Annotated in this window: 25 protein-coding genes; 2 read left to right on the top strand and 23 right to left on the bottom strand. The window is 70.3% G+C overall.

Going from position 1 to position 23,313, the window contains the following annotated elements:
- Nucleotides 1-7: 7 nt before the first annotated feature.
- The 23 genes from ACGFN2_RS13770 to ACGFN2_RS13660 all read right to left on the bottom strand — a co-directional run bounded on the left by ACGFN2_RS13770 (nt 8) and on the right by ACGFN2_RS13660 (nt 19,756).
- Nucleotides 8-670 carry a hypothetical protein gene (locus ACGFN2_RS13770; protein WP_393360046.1) on the bottom strand — a complete coding sequence of 221 codons (663 nt, stop codon included), beginning with the start codon at nt 668-670 and terminating at the stop codon, nt 8-10.
- A complete protein-coding gene (locus ACGFN2_RS13765) occupies nt 667-1,143 on the bottom strand; it encodes a hypothetical protein (protein WP_393360044.1) in 477 nt (158 codons plus the stop codon). The genes ACGFN2_RS13770 and ACGFN2_RS13765 overlap by 4 nt, the downstream gene beginning before the upstream one ends.
- Entirely contained in the window at nt 1,140-1,913 is a 774-nt protein-coding gene (locus tag ACGFN2_RS13760; protein WP_393360042.1) for a glycosyl hydrolase, read from the bottom strand. Before ACGFN2_RS13760 ends, ACGFN2_RS13765 begins: the two co-directional genes overlap by 4 nt.
- Nucleotides 1,910-2,521 carry a DUF4913 domain-containing protein gene (locus ACGFN2_RS13755; RefSeq protein WP_393360040.1) on the bottom strand — a complete coding sequence of 204 codons (612 nt, stop codon included), beginning with the start codon at nt 2,519-2,521 and terminating at the stop codon, nt 1,910-1,912. The genes ACGFN2_RS13760 and ACGFN2_RS13755 overlap by 4 nt, the downstream gene beginning before the upstream one ends.
- A gap of 93 nt (nt 2,522-2,614) precedes the next feature.
- Nucleotides 2,615-3,562 (bottom strand): DNA cytosine methyltransferase, encoded by a 948-nt coding sequence (locus ACGFN2_RS13750; protein WP_393360218.1) that lies wholly within the window; start codon nt 3,560-3,562, stop codon nt 2,615-2,617.
- A gap of 119 nt (nt 3,563-3,681) precedes the next feature.
- The gene (locus ACGFN2_RS13745; protein WP_393360038.1) at nt 3,682-4,257 is read right to left on the bottom strand and encodes a hypothetical protein; all 576 of its coding nucleotides are present in this window, start codon (nt 4,255-4,257) and stop codon (nt 3,682-3,684) included.
- A gap of 40 nt (nt 4,258-4,297) precedes the next feature.
- On the bottom strand, nt 4,298-5,464 hold the full coding sequence (locus ACGFN2_RS13740; RefSeq protein ID WP_393360036.1) for a DnaB-like helicase N-terminal domain-containing protein: 1,167 nt from the start codon (nt 5,462-5,464) through the stop codon (nt 4,298-4,300).
- A complete protein-coding gene (locus ACGFN2_RS13735; RefSeq protein WP_393360034.1) occupies nt 5,461-5,712 on the bottom strand; it encodes a hypothetical protein in 252 nt (83 codons plus the stop codon). The genes ACGFN2_RS13740 and ACGFN2_RS13735 overlap by 4 nt, the downstream gene beginning before the upstream one ends.
- Complete coding sequence (locus tag ACGFN2_RS13730) at nt 5,709-7,490, bottom strand: type IV secretory system conjugative DNA transfer family protein (protein ID WP_393360032.1); 1,782 nt, start codon at nt 7,488-7,490, stop codon at nt 5,709-5,711. The genes ACGFN2_RS13735 and ACGFN2_RS13730 overlap by 4 nt, the downstream gene beginning before the upstream one ends.
- Nucleotides 7,491-7,592: 102 nt before the next feature.
- The gene (locus ACGFN2_RS13725) at nt 7,593-8,273 is read right to left on the bottom strand and encodes a hypothetical protein (RefSeq protein ID WP_393360030.1); all 681 of its coding nucleotides are present in this window, start codon (nt 8,271-8,273) and stop codon (nt 7,593-7,595) included.
- A gap of 73 nt (nt 8,274-8,346) precedes the next feature.
- The gene (locus ACGFN2_RS13720; protein WP_393360028.1) at nt 8,347-9,096 is read right to left on the bottom strand and encodes a hypothetical protein; all 750 of its coding nucleotides are present in this window, start codon (nt 9,094-9,096) and stop codon (nt 8,347-8,349) included.
- Between the two features lie 168 nt (nt 9,097-9,264).
- Nucleotides 9,265-9,774, bottom strand: coding sequence for a hypothetical protein (locus tag ACGFN2_RS13715; protein ID WP_393360026.1), 510 nt, complete (start codon nt 9,772-9,774; stop codon nt 9,265-9,267).
- A 65-nt stretch (nt 9,775-9,839) separates the two neighbouring features.
- Nucleotides 9,840-10,340: a hypothetical protein gene (locus tag ACGFN2_RS13710; RefSeq protein WP_393360024.1), complete on the bottom strand. Its 501-nt coding sequence runs from the start codon at nt 10,338-10,340 to the stop codon at nt 9,840-9,842.
- A complete protein-coding gene (locus ACGFN2_RS13705; protein WP_393360022.1) occupies nt 10,331-11,137 on the bottom strand; it encodes a hypothetical protein in 807 nt (268 codons plus the stop codon). Before ACGFN2_RS13705 ends, ACGFN2_RS13710 begins: the two co-directional genes overlap by 10 nt.
- Nucleotides 11,138-11,356: 219 nt before the next feature.
- A complete protein-coding gene (locus tag ACGFN2_RS13700; protein WP_393360020.1) occupies nt 11,357-12,049 on the bottom strand; it encodes a hypothetical protein in 693 nt (230 codons plus the stop codon).
- Between the two features lie 26 nt (nt 12,050-12,075).
- Entirely contained in the window at nt 12,076-12,546 is a 471-nt protein-coding gene (locus ACGFN2_RS13695) for a hypothetical protein (protein ID WP_393360018.1), read from the bottom strand.
- A 33-nt stretch (nt 12,547-12,579) separates the two neighbouring features.
- The gene (locus ACGFN2_RS13690; RefSeq protein WP_393360016.1) at nt 12,580-14,085 is read right to left on the bottom strand and encodes an ATP-binding protein; all 1,506 of its coding nucleotides are present in this window, start codon (nt 14,083-14,085) and stop codon (nt 12,580-12,582) included.
- Between the two features lie 26 nt (nt 14,086-14,111).
- Nucleotides 14,112-14,564, bottom strand: coding sequence for a DUF6238 family protein (locus tag ACGFN2_RS13685; RefSeq protein ID WP_393360014.1), 453 nt, complete (start codon nt 14,562-14,564; stop codon nt 14,112-14,114).
- Between the two features lie 32 nt (nt 14,565-14,596).
- Entirely contained in the window at nt 14,597-16,066 is a 1,470-nt protein-coding gene (locus ACGFN2_RS13680) for an SCO6880 family protein (RefSeq protein ID WP_393360012.1), read from the bottom strand.
- A gap of 140 nt (nt 16,067-16,206) precedes the next feature.
- Nucleotides 16,207-17,511, bottom strand: a complete 1,305-nt coding sequence (locus tag ACGFN2_RS13675) for an ATP-binding protein (protein ID WP_393360010.1) — start codon at nt 17,509-17,511, stop codon at nt 16,207-16,209.
- A gap of 25 nt (nt 17,512-17,536) precedes the next feature.
- Nucleotides 17,537-18,211: a hypothetical protein gene (locus ACGFN2_RS13670; protein ID WP_393360008.1), complete on the bottom strand. Its 675-nt coding sequence runs from the start codon at nt 18,209-18,211 to the stop codon at nt 17,537-17,539.
- The gene (locus ACGFN2_RS13665) at nt 18,211-18,519 is read right to left on the bottom strand and encodes a DUF6112 family protein (RefSeq protein WP_093646278.1); all 309 of its coding nucleotides are present in this window, start codon (nt 18,517-18,519) and stop codon (nt 18,211-18,213) included. The genes ACGFN2_RS13670 and ACGFN2_RS13665 overlap by 1 nt, the downstream gene beginning before the upstream one ends.
- A 91-nt stretch (nt 18,520-18,610) precedes the next feature.
- Complete coding sequence (locus ACGFN2_RS13660) at nt 18,611-19,756, bottom strand: C40 family peptidase (RefSeq protein WP_393360006.1); 1,146 nt, start codon at nt 19,754-19,756, stop codon at nt 18,611-18,613.
- A gap of 578 nt (nt 19,757-20,334) precedes the next feature.
- Between ACGFN2_RS13660 and ACGFN2_RS13655 the strand changes: the two genes are divergently transcribed.
- Together ACGFN2_RS13655 and ACGFN2_RS13650 are read left to right on the top strand one after the other, a co-directional pair.
- Nucleotides 20,335-21,081, top strand: coding sequence for a DNA-methyltransferase (locus ACGFN2_RS13655; protein WP_393360004.1), 747 nt, complete (start codon nt 20,335-20,337; stop codon nt 21,079-21,081).
- 387 nt (nt 21,082-21,468) lie between these two features.
- Entirely contained in the window at nt 21,469-23,298 is a 1,830-nt protein-coding gene (locus ACGFN2_RS13650) for a hypothetical protein (RefSeq protein ID WP_393360002.1), read from the top strand.
- Nucleotides 23,299-23,313: the final 15 nt, after the last annotated feature.

Genomic DNA, 23,313 nt, shown 5'->3' with positions numbered 1-23,313 from the left:
TTGGGGTTCACCCGGCGGCCTCCACCCGGGCGAGCAGGGAGCGGACCAGGGTGGGCAGGTTGTCCGGGCCGTCGCCGATCCAGGCATGCTCGGATGCCGCGCCGCGGATGTACGCGGCGTCTTCGAGCAGGCCGTTGGAGATCTCCATGCAGGCGTCGGTGATCCGGGAGGCGGCGAGCAGTGACTCGGAGAGCACCTTGACGTAGTCGCCCGGTGTGAGGCCGGCGGCCTCGGCGGCGGTGCGGATCGCGGCTACCTCCAGCGCGCTGAAGGCGAAGTCGAACTCGCCGTCCTGCTCGGCACCGCCGGGTGCGGCGGTGTCCGGGGCCTGGGGCTCGGTGGGGATGCCCGCGCGTGTGCAGATCTGGCCGACTGTGGTGGTCAGCTCGGCGAGGGATTCGGTGAGCCATCCCAGTGCGGCGGCGTAGGAGGCCAGGGTGAACAGGCCCACCGGTGTGGCGGGACGCGGCTCGATCAACCCTTCGAGCTGGTCAGCGAGTTCGCAGGACACCTTGGGCCCGGCGGACAGCGCACCCAGTAGGGGGTGCAGGTAGGAGCGGTTGGCGGCCGTCGGGTACTCGGTGGTGAGAATGGCGGAGACGCTCTGCGCGGCGTCGGTGAGAAGGTCCGCCAGTTCGGTACGGGGCAGAGGGGTGCGTTCGGCGGTCATCGCTGGGCGGCCTTTCGGGAGGCAGCGGCCGCGGGCCGGGCTGCTTCTGGAGGAGTTACTGGGGTATTCGCCGACCGGTCGGCCGCGAGGGAAGAGCGGGACCGGGCAGCCTGCACCCGAGCCTCGGTGGCGGAGATCGTCTCGGTGTCCTGCTGCTGGCCGGTGCGGAGGTGGGCCGAGCGGTAGACCGCGTAGTCCTGCCGGCTTCCGGCGGCAACGAGATAGATCTCCCGCTTGTGGTCCGAGGCCGGCGGAGCCGCGCGGAACTGGATGACCATCCGGTAGGACACGGTGGGGTCGACGTAGACCTTGTGGAAGCCGGCGAGACGGCCCTTCAGCGGCAGACAGTCGTCACTGCCGTGGACCAGGTTCTGCAACTCCAGCAGCGCCAAGTCACGTATCCCGTCCGGAAGTTCCCGCAGGTCGGCGATGGCGTCGGGGTGCGCGGCGAAAGCGAAGCGGGCGCGGCTCACAACGGCCTCCCCTGTACCGGACGCTGGACCGGTCCCGCCGGGGCCGTGCGGGGCGCGTCGAGGCCGGCCCCCGGCGTCGCGGAGACACCGGCTGACCGAGCGAGAGCGATGCGGGCGGCGCGGGCCCGGACGACGGCGCCGTCGTGATCGGTGTACTCCGGCGGTTCGGGCAGCGGGCCGCTGCGCTCGTCCAGCCAGGTACGGGCGGCACTGACATCGGCGAAGGCGCCCTCACGCATCGTGTACGTGCCGGCGTCACAGTCCCACTCTTCGTGGAAGACCCGGATCGGCGCCTTTGTGGCACGGGAGTCGCGGGTCAGCGTCCAGGTCTCCCACGGGTTGAAGGTGTAGGTATCGAGGACATCGAGGCGACTGCCCGACTGCCGGATCCGCTGTTCGACCTGAAGCGTGAGGTCGTCATCGGGCTTCAGGCCGTCGTCGCCGGCCAGCGTGATGCGCGCGGGCGGGCAGCCCCGTTCGACCAGCCAGTTCTGCGCGAAGGACACCGTGGCGTGGCGGCTCATCTCGAACGTGAACGTGGACCGGCTGAGATCCCGCGCGACCGCGATCGCGACCAGCTCCGGCTCGCCGGGTGTTCCCCAGACGGCTGACCAGTCGTGGGCGAGGACGAAGCTATGGGGGCCATTGGGAGCGGTGTGGTGCTGCGCGAGCACCCTCAGGTCACCGGCCCGGACCGTCTCCATCGCCTCCTCGGAGGCGTCATCGGCGGGGGTGAGTTCGGCGAGGTCGAAGCCGAAGGCGTCGTTCACGCCGCCACCTCCCCCTGCTCGGGTGCCGGGGTGGCCAGCACGCGATGGTTGGGGCGGGTGGGGCTCGTCGTGCACGCCGCGAAGGGCCCATCGGGGGCACGGAGGTGCACCAGGGCCTGGTCCAGGTGGTCGCGGTGCCAGGTCGACGGACCGGACAGACCGGCCTCGGTATCAGTGAACTGCTGCCAGGCCAGCCAGAGCGCGTGCAGCCGGGCGACGGCCTCGGGGTGCTCGTGCCACTGCGCGCACCACGGACGGCTCGTACTGATCTCCCGGCCGTACACCGGGAGGAAGAGGTGGTTCACCCAGTCGGTGAGAGCGGCGAGTTCGACGGCGTACGCCTCGCCTCCCAGGGCGAGGAGGAACACCGAGGCGGGGCCGTCGGACTGCTTCGCGTCGGCCGCCTCGGCTTCCGGAGCGCCGTCCGTGGCCAGGCTGGCCGCGGGTATGGGGTCGGGCTCGGAGCCGAGGCGGTCGAGGATGACGCCGTGCTGCCTGACCTCGGCCATGGTCTTGGCGAGGGTGCTGGCGAGGTCGTCGAGGTCCTCGTCGTGGACGCGGAACGGCTCGGGGCCGGGGTTGGGGGTGGTCGGGCTGGTGTCGGACATCGGGGCTTGCTCCATCTGTGAGACGGCGACATGCCCCAGAGGATGCGGAGAATTCGTGGTTTGGCCCGGCCGGAAAAATCCGGTAGTGGGGCGCTACACGGCCGTGCAGCGCGGGCACCGCGGGAAGGGCGGTGCCAGCAACTGCACGGCACGTGAAGCCTGTTGGGGGACAACACCGTTGCCGAGCGCGGTGAGCTGAGCTGGTCGTCCGAGCCCGGGGGTGGCGGTGACCCAGCCGTCATCGAGGCCCTGCATCCATTCGACGAAGTCGGCACGGAGCCGACCGCCCGCGTCGGTGGGCTCGGGCGCGGGACGGGTGAGCGTCTCCCATCGGGCGATGGCGGCTGCGTACGCTCCCCATCGCCGCTCTGCTCCCCGGCTCCCGGAGCCGAGTCCGCACAGAGCGGCAGGACCACCGTCGGCAAGGGAGGCCGCCACCCCTTCCCGCAGCCGTGGGCCGCTGTGCCCGTGTCGCTGGCCCGCGGTGTGGGCATCAGTGACGCCGCTGCACTCGGCAGGGTCATGTCCCCGTTGCCGTGCCGCTGGTTGGGCGACCCTTTGATCCCGTCCGACGCTTTCGGGGTCGGCAGGAGGAGCCACTCCACCTCGTCGGCCAGGTTCGGGCCGTGGCCCCCGCTCTTCCTCTTGGCGGGGTGCTGTGAGCCGCCGTTCTTCGCGAGGTTGCTGGTCGGCGTCTTGAGCAGGGTGTCCGGCGGGCCAGGCGGCGAGAAAGGTCCTTTCGCGACGGTGCGGTGCTCCGATATCGGAGGCGCGAAGCACGAGCCACCGTGCGTCGTACCCGAGGTCGGCCAGGGAGCCGAGTACGGCACCGAGTGCCCGCAGAGCAGGCTGACCTGGGGTGTCTCCCAGACACCACGGACAGGGTTCCACGTCGCCAGGGGAACCGGCGGGGGAGGTGAGGAGGCCGCGCACATTCTCGATCACAACCAGGCAGGGGCGGAGGGCTTCGACCGCACGGGCGACGTGCAGCCACAGCCCGGAACCGGTCTGGGAGTTGAGTCCGGCCCGTCGGCCGGCGATTGACCTCGGCGTGCCAGGCCAGCGTGCCGCCGAGGGCGGACTGCACCCCGAGGTCCAGTCCTCCGTACCCCGAGCAGAGGGAGCCGATCAGCGGAGGGCGCGCGATGGTGGTCTCCATGTCACCGGCTCCGAGTGATCCGGTCCGGCCGAGCTGCCGCCGCCGGGGCACTGACGGAAGACGGGGCGGGCGAGGGCGCTGAGGTGGTGGACCGGCTGCGGGCGGCCTGAAGCCGCACGGAGGGCTCCGAAACCGTCGCCGACGCGGCGTGAAGGGATTCGGCGGCGTCGCGCAGGGCCGTGTCCGCCATACCGAGCGCGTTTCCTATCACCAGTGTGGCCACATCTCGTGCACCCCGGGCGTCGGGCTGGTCGCGGAGGTGCTCGGTCTGGTCCAGGAACGAGAGCTGGTGAGCCACTGACCCGAGCGCGGATACCGCCTGGCTGGCAGGTCCCACAGCGGCGACGAAGCTCGTGATCACCCTCGCGCTGTGGGGTGCCTGGGTCTCTGCGTTGGCGCGGAAGAGGACCTGGTCGCCCAGGGTGGTGATCAGCGTTCCGAGCTGGGAGATCTGGCGTGCGACGGTCACGGTGTCGGGCGAGCGGTCGCCGGGTACGGGCAGTTTGCTGCGCTGGGCGTCGAAGGCGAATGCGGTGGCGTGCAGGGCGCGGGCATCGGCCACAGGTGTGTTCTTCACGGTGAATCCCAATGAGGAGGACGAGCGGGGGAAGGGGGTTTCAGCCGTGGCCGCGAGAGGGCGGTCGCACGGCGGTCGAGCTGGGGGTAGAGCCCGATGGGGCCGAGGGCGGCGCAACCGGGCGCGGTGCACTGCGCGCGAGGGCGGCGTGCACCTGCGCAGAAGGGGGCCCGTTCGGCAAAGGAGCCGGGGATATCGGAGCGGGGTGGCTGTTCGCGGACTGCCAGCGGGTGCGCACTTCGTCGAGTGGACCGAGCGCGTGCAGGGCGTGGTTGATGAGCTGCCCGGGGGCCAGAGCCTCGTTCTCCGCCAGCGCTCGGATGGCGCGGGCGGAGGCTGCCGCGGTGCGGGTGACGGAGGAGCGCATCACCTGCTCGCCGAGCCATTCGGCGCTGCCAGGCCCCACGCCGTCGCAGTTGGCGGCGATCTGGTCGCCGGAGAGCGTGCCGTCGGCCAGCAGGCCGCGTCGCTGCGCCTCCCAGAGCAGGGTGATCCGGTCGATGGGCTCGCCCCGGTGGTGCAGTGCGCCGAGGCACCGGTAGACCTCCCCGCGGGCGGGGTCGGCGAAGTCGGCTGGCCGCAGCCAGCCCACCACCTCGTCCATGCCCTTCGGCCGCTCGGCCAGGACGCCGAGAAGGACCTGCTCCTCCTCGACCCCCGTTGCCGAACCGGGCGGCGGGGCGGCGGCCGGACCGGGGGCCGGCGGGGTACCAGGGTCTACCGGGCGTGGTTCGGTGCCCCACCGTCGTGCGAGATCGTTGAGCACGTCGCGCAGCACGTCCGCGCAGCGCACCGCTCCCTCGGCCTCTCCTTGCAGCGCGTCCGCGCGGGCAGCCTGGTGCAGGCGGATCGCGTGCGCGGTGACGCTGCGATGGATCGCGCCCTCCAGCACCATCCGCCCGTACACCGGAGCATGCCCGGGGCGCGGACAGGCGGAGATCAGGGTGTGAGCGTGCGACGCGGTCAACCCTCGGACGTGCCGGCCCGCCTCTGCCACCGCGTCGGTCACCCACGACAGCGGCACAGCGTTCTCGGCCGCCGACGCCGGGTGGCGGTCGGCGTGGAGCTTGCGCATCGCCGAGAACAGGGCCCGGTGCACGGGGCGGTGGAAGTGCTCCGGGGTGAGCCAGCCGAGCTGTCGAAGCTGCCCGGGGTCGAGCAGCGCCGCGCCGAGCACCGCTTGCTCAGCTTCCAGCAGGGGGCTCATCGCCGCCTCCCATCGGGACGGGCCGGAGGCTGGTCCTGCCGGACGGGGCGGCCGGCGACGGCCTGGTCGGCCGCCGCCATCGCGGTGGCGAAGCGGTTCAGCTGGCCGGTGAACACCGGATCCGTGACGGCGACGGAGCCGGACTCGGCGACCAGCCACCACTGGCCGTCGCGCCGGACGGCCGGTGACTGCCCGAGAGGTCCGGAGCGCACCGAGGACGGGAGGGCACCGGACGGGAGGACGCTCATGCCGCCTGCCCGAAGTCGTCACGGGTCTTGGCCTGGGCCCGCTCGGTGATGGCCTTCGTCGCACGGGCCGAGGCCGCACCGATCACCTTGGCGGAGCGCTCCTTGTACCAGGGCTTCAGGTCGAGCATGGCAACCCGGATGCCGGTGGCCAGGAGCAGGGCCTTGCCCTTGGGGAGGGCGCGGATCACATCGGGCGGCAGAATCCGTTCGGTACGCATGCTCACCGTCGTGGACTTGCCGCCCTCGCTCATCGACACCGAGGTGGTCTGGACCTCGTGATCACCGCCCTGCCGGCTGATGCGGTCGGCGAAGTCGGCGTCGTCGACACCGGATCCGACGATCTTGATGGTGGCGGCGGACCAGAGGGCGTCCATCCCGGCATCGCCCCAGCACCGCTGTCCCTGACGGTAGGACTGCAGGATCGTCATCGGGATCACGCCCCGGGAGCCCAAGTGGCTGTAGAGGTCCGGGAGATCGGAGATTTTGCAGACGTTGGCGGCCTCGTCGAGGACGCACAGGGCGGGCGGGTCGAGCCGTCCGCCGGAGCGCTCGGCGACGATCACCGCGGCACGCATCACGGCGTCGGCCGCAGCGGCGATGATCGCGCTCGCGCTGCCGCCGCCGTCCTTGCTGAGCAGGTACAGGGTGTCGCGGGAGGTGGCGAAGCGGGCGGGCTTGAACTCGGGAAGGTCCGGGCTGGGGGTGACCCAGGCAACGATCTCCGGGTCGAGCAGGCAGCTCGCGTACTGCCGCGCGGTCTCGTAGATCCCGTCGCGGGTCTCGGTCGCGCCGGAGACGGTTCCCTGGAGCTGGGCGGCGACTGCTTCGTGGCCGGCCTCGGTGAGCAGGTCGACGGGGGTGCGGTCGGCGGGGGAGGCGAGCCAGGCCGAGACGTCGGTGATCGGCCGCCGGTGGCTGGCGGCAGCCAGGAACAGTGCGCCCAAGGTGTTGGACGCGGCGGTGGACCAGAAGTCGGTGCCGTTCGACTCGTCCACGCTCGCGGCGGCGAAGTGTCCGGCCAGACGCTTTGCCCCGGCCAGGTCGCGGGCGTCGGCCAGGATGTCCCACCACATCTCGCGCCGGTGGTGGGCGATCTGCTGGGGGTCGAGGGCCCAGATCGTGCCGACCTCGGCGCGCGCGTCCACCGTCGCGGTGAAGGCGTCGTTGGCTGCCTTGTTGCTGGTGAGCAGGACCGGGCCGGGCGCGGCGAGGATCGCGGGGATGGCCAGGGTGGAGGTCTTGCCGCTGCGGGGTGCCATGATCGCGACGATCACGTCCTCCCAGGACGCGCGGACCGTGGCCCGCCCCCGGGAGAGGGTGCCGAGCAGGATGCCGCGGTCAGCGGGAGCGACCTCTTTACACTCCCGGCTGCTCAGGGACGGCCGCAGGCTCCGGGCCTTGGCGGTGATCTGCTTGTCCAGCAGCGGGGCGAGATCAGCCTTCGTCGCGAGGCCGTTCTTCGTGCCGCCACGCAGTCGTACCCACAGCACCAGGGCGAGGACGGCGAGGCCGACGGACAGCAGGCCAGGGACGATACGCGCGCCGACCAGCAGGGCCGTCGGGCCCAGGTGCGGCCACAGCGCCGAGGGGCGAAGCAGCACCTCGGTGACCGCAAACGGAGTCCAAGAACCGCTGTCGATGATGGAGTTGGTGATGTTGCCGGTCAGCCAGGCGAGCGATCCGAAGGTGAACGCGAGGCCGAGTATGGCGAAGAGGAGGTAGAGGAGCGCGTCTGACCCGGTGGTGGTCGAGGGCGCGCTGGTACGCGGTGCGGGCATGAGAGTGGTTCCTGAAAGTGAGCGCAAGCGATGGACGGGGGCGGGGCGCGCTCGGATCTCGTACCGTTCATGGGTCTACTCCTGGGGCTCGAAGGAAACGATTCAGCGAGGTCGGCCGGCGGGGCGCGACACGGGCGGAGGCGACGCGGGCGGAGGCGGCGCAGCGGCCGGCGGGCTGCCGGTCGACGGCGTTGAACCGGCGTGCGGTGAGGACGAACGGGCGGCTCGCTGCCGGTCCGCTTCGGGACTGCGAACGGACGACGGTGGGGGGATCGCTTCGGCGCCGAGGACGTCGTCGAGCAGCTCCCGGGTCCGCAGGACGTTGACCCTCTCGTGGTGCCTGGGGTCGGTGCGCTCGGCAGGACACGCGGCGATCCCGTCCACCGCGACCTCCAACTGCTCCTGGACGTCCCGGAGCATGCCGTAGGCGGCGGCCAGCCGGGTCCAGGTCTCGAAAGTCGGGTTGTGGTGCGGGTCGTCGAACGTCAGACGGGCACGGGTCCAGTCGGCGGCAGCGGCCACGAGTTCGGTCAGCTCAGGCAAAGCCCCGACCAGCGCCCCGTTGACCTCCTCGACGATCCCGGCCACTTCGTTGGGCGCGGCGTCCTCGGTAAGGCGGGCGATCATCCCGCGGACGGAGTACGGGTCGGCGGACGCACTGGGCAGATGCCGCACCTGCAACGGCTTGTCGGAGCTGGATGCCACGCTGCGGTCGGCGAGCCGGATGTTGTGCTGCATCGCGGAGCCGACGGCCTCGCCGATGCTGGAGTAGTACTCGGGCACGCTTCCTCCTCGTTGAGTGACGTGAACGGCCACGCGGCAGGCCGACGACTGGGGTTGACGAAGATGACCTGGGTCACCGTCGGGGGCCCGAGAAATGCGGTGAGTGTCCGGCCGCGTTGTGCTGCGCCGCTTCGGAGCCGGGCGTCGAGGAGATCTTGGCCTTGGCCGCTGCGGGCGACGTGGCCAGAGCGGCGCCCTGATGATCGGGCAGCTCCGAGGACTGCGTCCGCGCCTCGGTCTGGTCCTGGGACGCGGTGCCTACCCGGCGCAGCTGGGCCTCGGAGCCGACGAGTTCGGATTGTGCGCCCCTGACGTACTCGGAGGCGTAGTCGAAGCGGTAAGCGAGGTCGTATGCCTCATCGTCGTGGTCGTAGATCTGCTCGATCTGCTTGCTCGTCACCTTCAGTGCCTCCCGGACGTGCTCCAGGGCACCGTGCTCGGGGTGAAGAAGACGGTCGACCGCCCGCTGAAGGTCGGCCCCGTTCTCGGCCGCCCTGATCCGGTCCGTGGTCCGCAGGAGTTCCGCCCCGGCGGTATAGGGCCCGAGGGCAGGCGCCGGGGGGCTTATCCGCGCCGCGTCCAGGGAGGACGGGAGGGTGACGTGGTACCGGGCGGCGCGGAGCATGTCGGCCGCGTGGGTGGCGATGGCGACCTTGTCGGCATCCGGGGTGGTGGTGGGAAGGCGATGGCGTCGGCCGTGCCAGTCCGAGATCTGCTGGAAGCCGGCGTGCTTGAGGAGGCTGCCGGAGAGGTCGTCGTTGGCACCCTTTGCCACGACGCTGCCGCTGAACTCGTGGGTGATGATGATCGGAGGGACAGGCACGTTGGTCTCCTGGGGGCTGAGTTTCGGATATGGATCGGTGAGCCGGTGGCCCATCTCGCCAGAGAGGACAAGGGAGGGCGAACAGACCCGGGGGACCGGGCCGTGGGGAAGAGGATCTGCAGAATCCGCGATTTGGCCCGGCCGGAGATCGCTGGTAGATGCCGCCACTCACCCCGGGGCGTCCAGGCCGTGGTCATAGGTGAAGTTCGCGCAGGCGGCACGGGCAAAGTGAGCGTCGTTGTGCAACCGGGCCCAGCGGCCGTCCTGCCGTATGACGGTGGCGACAATGTCGAGCCCGTCCGCCTGGTTGCGCAGGGCCACCCACCGGCAAGCCGCCGGGTCGGCGTCCGGCTCGATGCCCGTGGCGTCGAGGACCTCGCGCGTCAGCTCGAACCAGTCATCGTCGTCGAGTTCCACGTCGGTGGCGTTGCGGATGGAGCAGTGCCAGGTCAGCCGTGGGGACGCGGCGTGGCCAGCCCGCGGCTTCCGCAGCGCGGTCGGCTCGTCGAGCACCGATGCCAGGTCAGGAAGGGCGACGGTCTCCTGGTCGGTCAGCTCCGGGGACCACGCGGTGAGCAGGTAGGGGACGAAGCCTGGATCGGTCCGGTGGAGGCGGCTGAGGAGATCCGTGGTGCTTTCGGTGCGCCGGACTTCGCAGTGCAGGGGGTACTTGGGCATGGGGTATCCAGGTCTCGGGCGTGGAGGGTGGAGCCGGTGTCCCGCCGCAGCGGGACACCGGGCGGTCAGAAGTGGGGGTTCTCGGTCGGCCGGTCGGCCTCGGTGGCGGCCTGGAGCAGCTCGGTGAGGTCGTCGGGCTCGGAGGAGCGCTGGTCGATCCACGACCCGGCGCGGGAGACGGCGCGAGCGGCCTCCTCAATCTCCTCCCACTCCGTCTCACTGATCTCGCCTTCGACGACCAGGGTGGTGTAGGCGGCGGCCAGAACCTGATGGCGACAGCGCACACCCCAGGCGACGGCTCGCTCGGTCCCCTCCAGAGGCGGCATCCGGTACCGCTGCGACCAGGCTTCGGATTCAGCCTGCTCCTCGGCCCGCTTGGCCTCCAGCCAGGCGGCCTTGCCCTGCTCGTCGCCTTCCTTGGAAGCCCGCCAGCATTCGCTGCACGCCTGCTTGGAGAGCCACTCGGCGAAACCCGCGCGACGGTCGGCCGCCCGGTCGGACAGATCGCGTTTGGCTTGGTGGCCGCAGGGTTGGTGGGTGATCTGCCAGATGGTCTTCACGGCCATGGGAACTGCTCCTTACGGGAGTTGGGTGAGCGGGTGCGGGAGAACGCGATGCGCGGGTCGACCGGCCGGGCTGCCGCAGCAGAGGTGGCGGGAGAGGCAACCGGAGCCGTGCCCGGGAGGCCGGCACGGGCGGGGCTGGCGGCGCGCGCGGCGGCACTGAGGGGGGACGCGCGTGCGGTGAAGCCTTGGCCGCGCCCGTGGTTCGCGTTCGTTGCGGGCGTCGGGCGGCGGCGCGTTGCCGCGTCCTGAGCAAGGGTGGGCTGGGCCGCGACCTGGAGACCGGATCGGTGCATCGACACCGTCGCGTTGGCGACCTTCTCCAGGGCGTCGCTGCGGTCGATGGTGACGGGCAGCGTGTAGATGTCCAGGGCCCGGTTGTGCCGCCAGCCGTGCTCCTCCAGGAGCCGACCGCCGAGCGCGCGGGAGCGGTCATCCGTGGCCGCGACGATGCCGAGCTGCGGATGCTCGGCGAACGCGACGTCGGGCTCTATACGCGGGGACCGGTCACGGGCAGGCGCCGCTTCGGCGGCCAGCGTGGGGTCGAACGCGGCATCCACGTCGACCTGGTAGCCGGCCTTGCGCAGCAACGCGACGGCCCGGGAGACGCGCCCCTGTCCATCACGCCGTTGATCGGCCAGTGCGTAGAGCGTCGGGTGATCCGGAACGGGGTGGAAGTCGAACCCCTTCAGCATCCACGCGCTGGCCGCAAGGTGCTTCGGGTTCGCGGCGACGATGCCGTAGTCGGAGTGACGGCCAAAGGCGACATCGGGAAGCGAATCGTGATCGGGGGCGGGCATAGCTGATCCATCCGGTGCTGACTCGTACAGAGGGGCGGTCGAGGGCCGGGATGGTTCTGCTGGTGCGGGACATGGGGGCTCCGAAGGGGACGAGGGCCTGGCGGCAGCGAGGTGGTGCGCGGCCGAAGCCGCTGGCAGGCCGTGAGCTGTCCGGCCGCGTTGAGATGAGGATGCGGGGATCGGCCGGTTTGGCCGCGCCGTAAGTCGGTGATAGGCGCGTCAGCGGGAGCGACCTGGGGCCGTCGGCGCCGGTGCCGGGGGTGCAGCGGGCGAAGCGGGGAGGGCCCCGTGGTTGACGGCGGCGGATCGAGCCAGGGCCACCCGTGCGCGTTCGGTCTGCGAGGGCTGGTCGGAATCCGCCCGGTCCGCCAGGTAGTCGGCAGCTCGAACCAGCGCCGGACCCTGGAAGGACAGCTTGTCCGCGTAACGCCAGCCGTCGGCATTCCGGATCCGCTCCGCTCGGCTCTCGTAGATCTTCCGCGAGCCCGGAAGGGAGGCATCCATGAGCGCCATGATCTGGTCCCACTCGTGCCGGAGCTGGCCTGCTCGCTCCAGCGTGGTGTCGATCCCGCGCAGCCGTCGAAGGTCTTCGCTGACCGGCCCCTCGACGTAGTCGGCACCGCTGGCTGTGGCGCGGACACCGGCCAGCACCTCGGGACCGTGGGCGAGGAAGACCTCGACGTGCTTCCACGCTTCGGCGTCGCGTTGCACCTTGCCGTCCGCGTAGCCCTCCTCATCGATGGGCCAGCCATTGCGGTCGCAGAACGAGGCCGGGAACGCGTCCCAGGGATCGGACGCCCGCTCGATGCCGGCAGCGGCCGAGGCCAGCGTCGGCACGTGCCGCCGCCACACCAGGTGATCGGTGATCGCCGGTGACCGGTCCTCAGCGGGAGAACTGGAAGAAGTGGACATGATCGTTCCTTGTGCTGTGCCGGTCTTCACCGCGCACACGGCAGTGAACGGACGGGGAGTAGCGGCGGAGAGGCAGGGGTCTCGGTTGGAGGACCGACGCAAGCCCCTCGTGTTGAGACGGCCGGCGAGGTACGGGCTGCCGCTGCCGCTCGATGCGAGCGGGAGTGGATCTCGTGGGCCATGCCCTCCCTGACAAGGTGCAGCTCCTCGTCGAGGTCGGCCAGGCGCTCGGCGAGGACGTCCAGCTCGGCGGCGCTGCTGCGGGCGCCGTGAAAGCGGCACCACTCCGAGGCGGTTTCGAGCATCTGGTGCAGCCGGGCCACCGTGCCGAAGTCTCCCGTGACGGCGGTGGAGAACAGCTCGTCGAACTCCTCGGGTCGAGCGGCGGCAAGACGGTCGTTCCAGCAGACGGTCGGGACGCCGAAGCCTGGACTCACGGCCGAGGTGCGGACTTCTTCGAGCATGCGGCGTTGCGCCCGCGATACAGTGGACGACATGAGGTAACTCACCTTCAATGCAAGCTGGTTGGGTTAGGCGGCCATGCGGGCGTCGGTGTCGAACAGCTTGCGCTCGGCGGGGTGCAGGATGTGCTGTGTGATGAAGCTGCGGCCCGCGACTTTCCACAGGCCCCGGCCCTTGGTCAGGGCGGAGACGGCCTGGGTTTCGACTCCGGTCAGGCCGAGTAGTGCCGTGGCGGCGGTGAGCTGGTCGGGCTCCTGGCGGTAGATGATGCGGGTGGAGCAGTCGGCCAGGAGACCCTCGGCCAGTACCCGGCCGCGCGAGCCGGCGTCGCCCGCCGAGAGCAGGTCCGACAGCCGGTGGATGATCATCAAGTTCGCGATACCGAGGCCCCGGGACAACTTCCACTGGCTCTGCATCCGCTCCAGCAGGCCGACATGCCGCATCAGCCGCCACGCTTCGTCGTAGATCACCCAGCGTCGGCCGCCGTCGGGGTCGGCGAGGGCGGACTCCATCCATGCGCTCGCGCAGGTCATCGCAAGGACCAGTGCGGTGTCGTCGCCACCGCCGCCGAGGCGGGAGAGGTCGATGGACAGCATCGGCGTGGTCGGGTCGAACTCCACGGTGCTCGGGGCGTCGAACATGCCGCTCAAGTCGCCGTGCACCAGCCGGCGCAGGGCGTGCGCGAGGTCCTGAGCGGCGGACCCGAGGTATCCGGTCTGGTCGCCGAGGGCTCGGTCGAGGCGCTCGGGTGAGCCGAGGGCGTGTGCGATGTCGCCGAGCAGCGGCACCGTGCCGCTGGCGTCCGCTTCGGTGACGACCAGGTCGAGGGCGAGGTCCAGGGCGGTGTGCTCCATCGGCTGGAGATCACGCTTGAGCACGGTACGGGCCAGGCCGGCCAGGAGCAGCAGGCGGCGCTTTCGCACTTCCGTCGCCCAGTCGTCCTCACTGACAGAGGCGGGCCGGACCGGGGCGTCCAGCGGGTTCAACCGGCCCGGCAGCCCCGGCCCCAGAGCGATGGTGTGGCCACCGAGGGCCTGAGCCACGGCCGTCCACTCGCCCTTGGGATCGGAAGGGACGTAGATCCGGTAGCCGTGGGCGATTGACCTGGTGGCGATGGACTTCGCCAACGCCGACTTCCCCATGCCGATGATCCCGGCGAGGACCGCGTTGGGATTCGTGAAGCCCTCGATCCGCCCGCTGCTGTACAGCGAGAACGGGTCGAAACAGAATGCGGCCTCCGCGTGGACATCGCGACCGATGAAGACCCCGTCCGCCCCCAGACCGCCCTCGGCCACGAAGGGGTAGGCCCCGGAGGCCGTCGCGGTGGTCATCCGGTGGGCGGGCAAGCGAATCTTGCCGCCCCGGGCGGAGGAGGGGCCCGGACGTCCGGAGGGCGGGTAGGCCGGCCGCAGCTCCGGATCGAAGGCTCCCTCGGTGCGGTGCTTGGGCGGTGTTGCGGCGAGGCGGGCCTGACGGCGGGCCTCGGCGAAACCGACACGGGCGGCCCTTCGCCCGGCGCGGGGTGCCTTGCGGGGGGCGAACAGGGGGGAGGCGCTGGCGCGGGTGCGGGGCATGAACGTTTCTCCAGAATGGAAGGCGGTCAGCGGCGGACGAGGCCGGTGAACGGTGCGTGCAGGTCGGCCGGGGTGGTGCGGCGGCGCACCAGGTGCGCGGTGCGCTGGTGGCGCTGGCAGATGGTCAGCTCCGGCGCCCCTTCGGGGAGACCGGCCTTGCATGCCTCGCGCTCGGGCACCTCGCCGGAGCCTGGCCGGGGTGCCGCGTGGTAGGCGGCGTGGACGTGGTCGGCGGCCTGCCAGATGCGGGTGCGGGCGGCGCGGAGCGGGTCGCCTTCGGCCGGGACGAGCTGCCCGACACGAACGGCATGGGCGTCGAGCAGCCCGTGCAGCGAGACGAGGTGGGAGTGCAGCGAGTCCAGCTCGGCGCGGGTGGTGACGAGGGGGCCGTTCGGGACGTTGAGTGCGCGGTGGAAGTCGAGCGCGGCGGTGGCGAAGGGCACGAAGTCCTCCGCGGTCGGGCTGGCGGTGCGGGACATGAGATGTTCTTTCGGAGGGAGGGCGGCCGGGGTCAGGCGGCGAGGGCGAGCGGCATGGCGGCGGCGGTGAACGCCTCTGCCTGCTGCCAGGTCAGGGGCCGGAGGTCGAGCTGGGCGCCGACGGCGGCGGTCTCCACGACCGCGCAGGCGGAACGCAGTTCGTCCTCGGAGTCGGCCGAGACCGTCAGCAGGCCAGTCAGGGCAACATCCGCATGGCCCGCGATGAGCTGCCGCTCACGCGACTTGATGTCCTGGTACTCGATCGAGTCCGCCTCCGAGTCGACCTGCCCGCGCCGGGCCCGCTCGGCGGCATCCGCGATCACGCTGGCCTTCTTGCGCTGGACGTCACGCAGCGCGGCGTCCAGCCCCTTCGGCTCGTACGAGAGCGACAGCGTGCGCCGGACCCCGCCGGTGAACAGGAGCTGATGCAGAAAGCCCGCGCTGGTCTCGGTCCTGGGCCAGTTCTCCACCCAGTACGTCTTGTGGACGGCCGTATCCGTCGTGATGTGGTCCGACTTCTCGACGACCACGACGGGGCCGGCAGCGGCGGGCTCGGCCTCGGGGCGACCGGCGGCGGACCAACGATCCAGCGGTGCCAAGGACTTCGGGTCATACGCCGTCCGCACGACAGCCGCGATCTCGCGAGCGGTGAGCCACCCGGTGGGGGTGAGGCCGGCGGTCCGAGCGGCCTGGTCAAAGGTGGAGGTCAGTTGCCCCAGAACGCTGAAAGCCCCGGTCAGTCCGCCTCCGGCCTGGTTGATCAGCCGTCGCGCCGCCTTGATGTCCAGCGACACCGCCACGTACGCCTCGTGCGGCGCCGCGGCCGGGCCCGCACTCTGGACCAGCTCGCTGTAGATCGCGCCGGCCACGGGAGCGTGGGGTCGGCCGTGCTCCTCCCAGTAGCGGCGCAGGGCGTCGCCGGAGTCCGGGACGGTGCGCTCGATCACCTGGATGCGGGCGATCTGCCCGGTCCGGGCGAGCGCGGCCAGCGCACGTCCCCAACCGCCCACGTTCGCGTTCTGGGTGCCCGGGTCGAGCAGCGCGTAGGCGCGGGAAGCGACCTTGACCACGGCGGTCAGCGTGCCGGTGTGGGGGTTGTGAACCGCACCGTATCGGCGGTCGGGCGCGGTGACCACGCGCAGACTGGCCGCCGTGCCGGGCAGGTGGAGGAGCCCGTCGCGCGACGGGCGGCGGGAGGGCCGGGTGAGCCAGACGAGCTGCCCTCGCATCCGGCGCAGGACGTACCGGGTGACGATCGGAACCCAGTCCGCCAGTGCCCGGCCTCGGTGGCGGACGAACACGAGGAGGGCGATGGCGGCCCACAGAGGGATGAGCTGGAGAGCGCCGACCACGCCGCGGGTGATGACCACGGCGAGCAGAAGAAGGCCGGTCAGGCTCGCGACGATGAGCTGTGGGGCGGTCAGGCCGAGCAGGATGCCGCGCCTGCTGCGGTGGGGGAACTTCACGGTGGCCGTGGCTTCGGCCTGGTGCTTGCCGGACATGAGGGTTCCAGACGGTGGGAGCGGGCGGAGGGGCGGGGCGCGCGGCGCTCTTCTGGAGGTCATAGGGGAGGCTCCTCGGGTAGTCGGTCGGGGGAGGTGGGGGCGGGCTGGGTGTGCAGCCCGCCCCCGGATGTGATCGGTCAGGTGCCCGAAGGCGGAGGTCCGGCCGGATCGCTGGCGCCCACGTAGGCCACGCTGGCGCCCGAAGGCGATGCGCCAGCGACGCTGACAGGTGTTCCGGGAGTCCCTGCTTCGTCCTCGTGGGGGCGCGTGATGAGTGGCGGGATGCCGGGTCGCTGAATCAGGGACCGGCCCTTGTCGCCCGGCGCGTTCGGATCTTCGCCGTACCGGAACCGGGTCTGCTGCTGGGGCGGACCAGCGTCGATGCCCTCCTTGCTGAGGGCGCCGCCGGAGGGGTTGATGCCGGAGGCGACGCCATCGGCACCGGCGCCAGGAACCTGACTCGGGCCCTGCGGCGCAGGTGTACCCGTGCCGGCCTGCATCGCCAGGGTGCCCGCGGTCTTCGCGGCCCCCGCGGCGACCGCCATGCCGGCAACACCAGTGCGGTGCAAATCGTCGTTGCCGCCGCCGTCGCTGGCCCAGTGCACGAACTTGTACGTGGCATACGGGCACAGCAAGATCAACACCATCACGACGATGCCTGCCAGCGCGTCGGACAGCGCGGCCATGCCGTCGTGGGCATCCGACTTGCCCATCGCCGAGACGCCGATGAGGAAGACCACGGTCATCAGGAGTTTGGAGACGACCAGGGTGGCGGTGGCCTCGATCCAGCCACGCCGCCATCGCTTGGCGACCTCCCAGCCGCCCCCGGCGCCGGCGAAGACGGCGAGCGCGACCAGGACCAGGACGCCGACCTTACGGGCGACCATCACGCCCCAGTACAGGAACGCCCCGATCGCGCAGCCGAGCGCGACCAGGCTGGGGACGCCCCAGCCGAGACCGTACATCGCACCCAGTTCGCTGACCTTGATCACGCGGCGGATCGCGTCGTCGACCGAGGTGTTGGCTGCCTGGAACAGCCCGGCGGACAAGGCGTCGACCACGGTGACGGCGACGGTGGTGAAGGCGATGGCGCTGAAGCTGAACAGGACGCCGGTCATGGTGCCGATCGCGGCCTGAGCCAAGGCGCGTTCGTCTCGCCGCCAGGCCGCGAACATCAACTGGAGACAGAAAATGCCGACGGTCAGCGCGAGCCCGATGGGCAGCAGCAGTTCGTAGTTGTCCCGGAACCACCCGGCATTGAGGTCGATGGCGGTCGTCTCGTTGACGGCCTTGGCGGCGAGATCCGCTGAACTGGCGGCCAGTTCACCGGCGGACTTCGCGATCCACGCCCCGATGCCGTCGGTGACGGCTCCCGCGGGATTGGCGGCGAAGTCGACGGCGCCGCACACCTTGTCCATCAGCGGCAAGTCGCAGACTGCCATGGTGGCACCTCCTTCCTTGAACGGGTCAGGGCGCGACGGACGGCATGACGCCGACCAGGGCGCAGGGGTGATGAGGGCGGCACTGGACCGCGAGGGTGCTGGTACGGCTCTCCGCACCGCCGGCGTGCGAGCCCTTCCAGGCGATCGACTGCTTGCCGGAGACCGTCACGGCGTAGATGTACGCCTGGGTGATCGCCCCGGGATCGGCCTGCAGAGCCCGGGTGAAGGAGTCCGGGAAATGCCCCTCGTGCACCCTGGCGGTGGCGAACTGGCCGTTGGCGGCCATCTCCTTCCACAGCACGGGCGAGGGGACGACCTTGTCGACCGACGCCGGATCGGCGTACTTGTCCTCGGTGGTCAGCCACGCGCGCAAAGCGGTCCGCAGCTCCGCACGCGAGTACGCGCGGGTGTCGTAGGACCACAGCGCCGCCGCAGCGGCCTTCCCGAACATGATCGGGTCATGGGTCTTCGGCGGAACGGCGAGGGCACGAGGCTGGGTGCGCGGTGCGGACGGGATGGTCGAGGGGGCCGCGGGCGAACTCGGGCGGACAGCAGAGGCTTTGGAGGGGCTCCTGCCGTCGCGGGTGAGGTACGCGGCCAGGCCGGCGAGGGCGACAAGCACCACCAGAACAGCGGTGCCGAGCAGCGCCCGGCGGCGCACGGGGGACGCGCCACCGGGGTTCATCGGGCGGGAGGGCATCAGTGGACCTGCGTTCCCAGGCCACTGAAGAACGCCACCACACCATTTGCGGCACCCAGCAGCAGCGCCGCGCCGGCGCTCACCAGCACGCCCTTCTTGCCGTTGGCCTCCGCCTGGTGTCCGCCCGAGTGGTGCCCCCAGGCCCACACGCCCGCGCTGACGGCGAGCGAACCGACCGCAGCGATGATGCCGTAGAGGTTGATCGAGCCCATCACGTGCTTGAGGACCGACAGGCCCGGCAGCCCGCCCTCGTTCGGCTTGATCCCAGGGTCGTAGGCGAGCTGGATGACCTGGTCAGCGAGATACATTACGAACTCCAGTGCGATTTAGCGCACGCCAAAGTCCGCGAGGGCGGAGCGGCGGTGCGAGAAGAGGGGAGAGGGAGAGGGGAAGCGCCGGTCAGACGACTCGGCGGGCCGCGAGAATCTGTGGCTTCCAGGACGCGAGGGTCGCGATACGGACCACGTCGCCGGTGTGCGGGGCGTTGACGAGCAGCCCTCGGCCGATGACCATGCCGACGTGCTCGGGACGGGACGGGGTGCCCTCGGTGAACACCAGGTCGCCCGGCTCCAGCAAGCCGACCGAGACCGGCTTGCCGTCCATGACCTGCGTGTACGTCGTCCGAGACAGAGCGACACCGGCGGCCTTATACGACTGCTGCATCAAGGACGAGCAGTCACACCGACCCATCGGCACCTTGCCGTGGGGAGCAGTGCAGTGCCCGCCCCACTGATACGGCGTGCCGAGCTGGCCCAGCGCCCACCAGATCGCGGTGCGGACCTTCGGCGGAGCGTCGGCGGGGATCTTGTACCCGGCCGGCACCGAGCCCGGCGGAACGGTGCCGAAGCCGGTCCCGTCTCCGTCAGCCGCACAGCCGCCCGCGGTACCGGGCGAAGGACTGCCGGTGCCGGTCGGGCCGGACGGCGAAGGGATCGGTGACGCGTCACCGGCCTTCGCCAGCACGGGCTCGATTGCCTTCTGCAGGGCGGTGGCCAGGGGCTCCCACTTGGCGTACGCCTCCGGGAAGCCTGACCGCTGCACCGCCTGAGCGGCCTGAGCGACGGACAGGGACTGCCAGCCCGAGACCTTCTGGAGCCCCTCGTAGAACTTGGTCGAGGCGTGTACCGGGTCGAGGATCTCGTTCGCCGTGCCCCAGCCCTGCGACGGACGCTGCTGGAACAACCCGAGGCTGTCGCGGTCGCCGTAGGTCAGGTTCCGCAGGCCGCTTTCTTGCAGGGCGGTCGCCAGGGCCACGACCTGGCCCCGGGCCGGAATGTGCATTGCGACGCCGGTGGCCTGGATTTTCCTGGCGTTGGGCACCTGCTCGGCCGGATCGTTCAGCCCCGGCACGTGGACCGAGTCCTTGTCGCCGCCGTCCAGGACGGACTTCACCTGACTTGCGACGGCCGCGGTACCCACAGGCTGTGCACCGTCGGTCGAGCAGGAGGCCGAAGCGGTCTCGGCGCCGAAGGCGAGGACGGGAGCGGCCAGCAGCAGCGGACCGGTTGCGCAGAGGCCGACGAGGGCTCCGGTGGTCTTCTTCATCGTCGCCGCCGTTCACCAACGTGGTGGCGATGGCCGGGGGCCGATGGTGGGTCGGGGGGCGGGGGGATCAGGGCATGCTGCATCGCAGCGGCTCCTCGGTGTTCGCAGGAGGCGCGGTGCCGACTTCTCGTGCAAAGCCGTCGGCACCGCGCCGATGTGAATCCGCCTGTTGGGCGGGCCCGGGTCAAAGGAGTTGGTAGCTCCCGGACGCCGGTCTCAGGTCGCGCGCGGCAGCCAGCCGCGCTCGTAATCTCAGGCAGTACACCGGCTCTCCTGACGGCGTGGGGAACGAGGGAAACGCGCCTTCCGCATACCTCGCTTGGACGAGATGACACGGATAAGCACAGGTCAACGGGGGTGAAGCGAGGCTTCGGCCCGGTGACAGGACGAGACAGTAGACCGGGACTCCGGCCGCACCAAACGACCCCCGGACCTCCTCCCGGAGCGCGGCTCGCCTCGTTGGGTGTGGCCGGAAATCACGCCTAACATCCGGCACCACCCGCCCCGACGAGCGTTGTTGAACGCTCTCCGGAGCGGCCCCCCCCCAGCCCTGCCATGCCCTGAAAGAGGCCCTGCACATGAGCTACACGCTGCACCGAGGCGACGCCCTGACCGTGCTCAAGTCCCTCCCGGACGAGAGCGTCAACGCGGTGATCACCGACCCGCCGTACAACTCCGGTGGACGGACCAGCTCGGACCGCACCGGCCGCACCGCGCGAGCCAAGTACGTCACCAGCAACTCCTCCCACGACCTCGCCAACTTCCCCGGCGAGAACCGCGATCAGCGCTCGTACCGCTCCTGGCTGACCGAGCTCCTGACGGAGGCGTACCGGGCCTCGACCGAGCACGCGGTCGTCATGGTCTTCTCCGACTGGCGCCAGGACCCGACCACTTCCGACGCACTGCAGATGGCGGGCTGGACCTGGAGCGGCACCATCCCGTGGATCAAGCCCGCCAGCCGGCCCCGCAAGGGCGGGTTCAAGCAGGACTCCGAGTACATCCTGTGGGGCGTCAAGGGCAGCCTGGACAAGGACCGGGACCTGTACCTGCCCGGCCACTACATCGCCTCCCAGCCGCGCAAGGACCGGGTGCACATCACCCAGAAGCCGGTCGAGATCATGCAGCAGCTCGTCCAGATCTGCCCCGAAGGCGGCACCGTCCTCGACCCCTTCACCGGCAGCGGATCCACCGGCGTCGCCGCCCTGCGCGAAGGCCGAAACTTCATCGGCGTCGAACTGTCCTCGCACTACGCCGACGTCGCCGAACAGCGCCTCCACGCCGAACTGACACAGGACGACTTCACCCTGGCCGGACCAGAGGCGTGATCATGAGAGCGAAGAAAGCCCGGGTTCAGCGGGCCGAAGACGCCGAAGGGCGGCTGGAGCATCGAGTATCCGATGCGTCAGCCGCCCTTCGTCCTTGGTGCCCGTCCACCGGTCGCCATGGCGTTGCTGGCCGGCGGTATGTGCGCCGTGAGGTGCCACGCGCTTGCCGAGCATGCCCCGATGAGTGTGGTTCAATGGCGACGCCTGGCCTCTGTACGCGGCCAGACCTGAGCGTCCGGACCCGACCTTGCGGGCGCTGACAGGCAATCTACGTACGGTCAGTCCCTGCACAAAAAGTACATCGTCACTCTGTGGAACATGTGGCCCTGAGATCCGTTCCAAGCAGCCTGGTCGGGAGGCAGCGGAACACGAAAGGAACTCACGACCATGAACACCTTCCTCAGCGTCAATGCCACCGCCATCGCCGACCTGACCGGCGAGGCATTCAGGTCGGCAAGCATCCGCCTCGCCGACCGTCATACCTGGACAGATCTTGTGGCTTCAGCCAGTCAGGATCAAGCCTTGCTCGAAGCACTGATCCTTAGCGGGTTGGCGTCGCATCGCTCGCCTGAACACCCGCTCGGTGTGGTGGAAGCGTTTCACGCGAAAGCGGATCTACTGAACCTGCGACTGGGAAGCGCCGGGGCTGCCGAAGCGCTACTCGACTTGCTGCCGTACAGGGACAGGCGCGGAACGAGGCGGGGCGTTCCCGGCATGCAGGCGTGCGTGATCGGAAAGCAACTCGAACTGACCGCCTCGTTCGGCGACAAGAGCGGTATCCGATGGAATGCCGCAGATCCAAAGGTGCGCATCCAACTTCAAGGCGACGAGCCCCTGGCCGCCGTACTTCAGGCTCGCCACGAACGCGCGATCCAGGAACGCTGCACTCCACAGTGGGTACCCGGCGAGGCAGTCGCACCGCTGCGGCGCCGCCCGCCGCTAGACCGCGATGTGATTTCCCAACACCGCGCGAGCGCGCAGTTGGCGAGCGCGCTACTGCGCCGCCCGCGGATGTGGACAGCGCTTGTCGGGCACGACGGACTCACGGTGAGCAGCGCGCTCTTTGAGCACGGGCTGGACTGGACATTCGTGCGGACAGTGGCTGGCGGGGTGGCACTTCACGATGACCGGCTCGTCGAGCTGCTCCAGGACGCAATCACCGGACCCGACCTGCAACTTCTCGATCACGTCTGCGAACCAAAGACCTGCACCCTACGCTTCGTCGGGAGCGGCGGGCGCGTCGAAGGCTGGAGAGGCATCCTCACCGTCCGCACCGAGCACGGAAACTCGGCTACGGGCCGCCCCGGACGTGCCTTGGCTGCCCTGGGGGAGGTGCGTGCCCCCAGCCGCCCTACCCGACGAGCCATCGCTGGGAGCGGACCTGAGCAAAGCCGATGCTTCGTTCTGACACCTGGTCCCTCGTCCCCGGGAGCTGTGCACGGTGTGACCACTGCCGTCGCCGATCGGCTGGCGACCGCCTGGGCTGCCGAAGGTCACCGTGCCGCAGTGCTGACCATCAACGACGGTGCCTTTGAGTTCAGTTGGTATCGCAGCGGAAACGGGGCCTGGCCGACGGTCGATGTGCCGCGGCCGACGGGTCACGTCATTCGCTGGAACCGCCTGCGCTTGACGCCGGGTAACGGAGAGGCATGGAAGGCGAGTTTGAACCCGGGGCCGAGCTTCTTCGCCGTCGTAGACGGGGAAGCCATTGATGCCACGCTCGACGCCGCACGCGAGCGTTGCAGCCGCATCATCGTCGTTGATGGACGACCATCTGCCTGGGCTGGTGGACTGAGGAACAAGGGGGTTGACGGCGTGCTCTTTGCCTTCGGAGCCAGCGAGTATCCAAGGTGCACGACAACTCCGACGTGGCGCAAAGCGGTTGACGGAGACCGTACTGTTGACCTTGCCCCCGAAGACTCCGCTGCTCTTTGGCGAGAACGCCACCTGGGCCAACACGACCTGTCCCAGATTCCCCTTGCAGGCCTCGTGCTTCTCCACATCCATGAGGAGCAAACGCGCTCGGATGCCTTCACGGAGCAGGTGGAAGGACACCTCAGCCGCTACGGGACACCCGTGCTCGGCTGGCTTCCTCCTGAGGCCGAGGAAGATCGTCTTCTGCGCCGCGGCGCGAAGACCGCTCTCGACCGCATGAGCCAAGAGAACCGAGAAGGTGAGATCGCGGCAGCTTCAGCTATCGGCGGCAAACTGTGGTGAAACCGCAGCGCACGA

It is taken from the genome of Streptomyces sp. NPDC048612, from assembly GCF_043199295.1.
Taxonomy (GTDB): Bacteria; Actinomycetota; Actinomycetes; order Streptomycetales; family Streptomycetaceae; genus Streptomyces.
The sequence above is the reverse complement of the archived record's forward strand: the minus strand, read 5'-3'. Positions and strand labels throughout refer to the sequence as shown.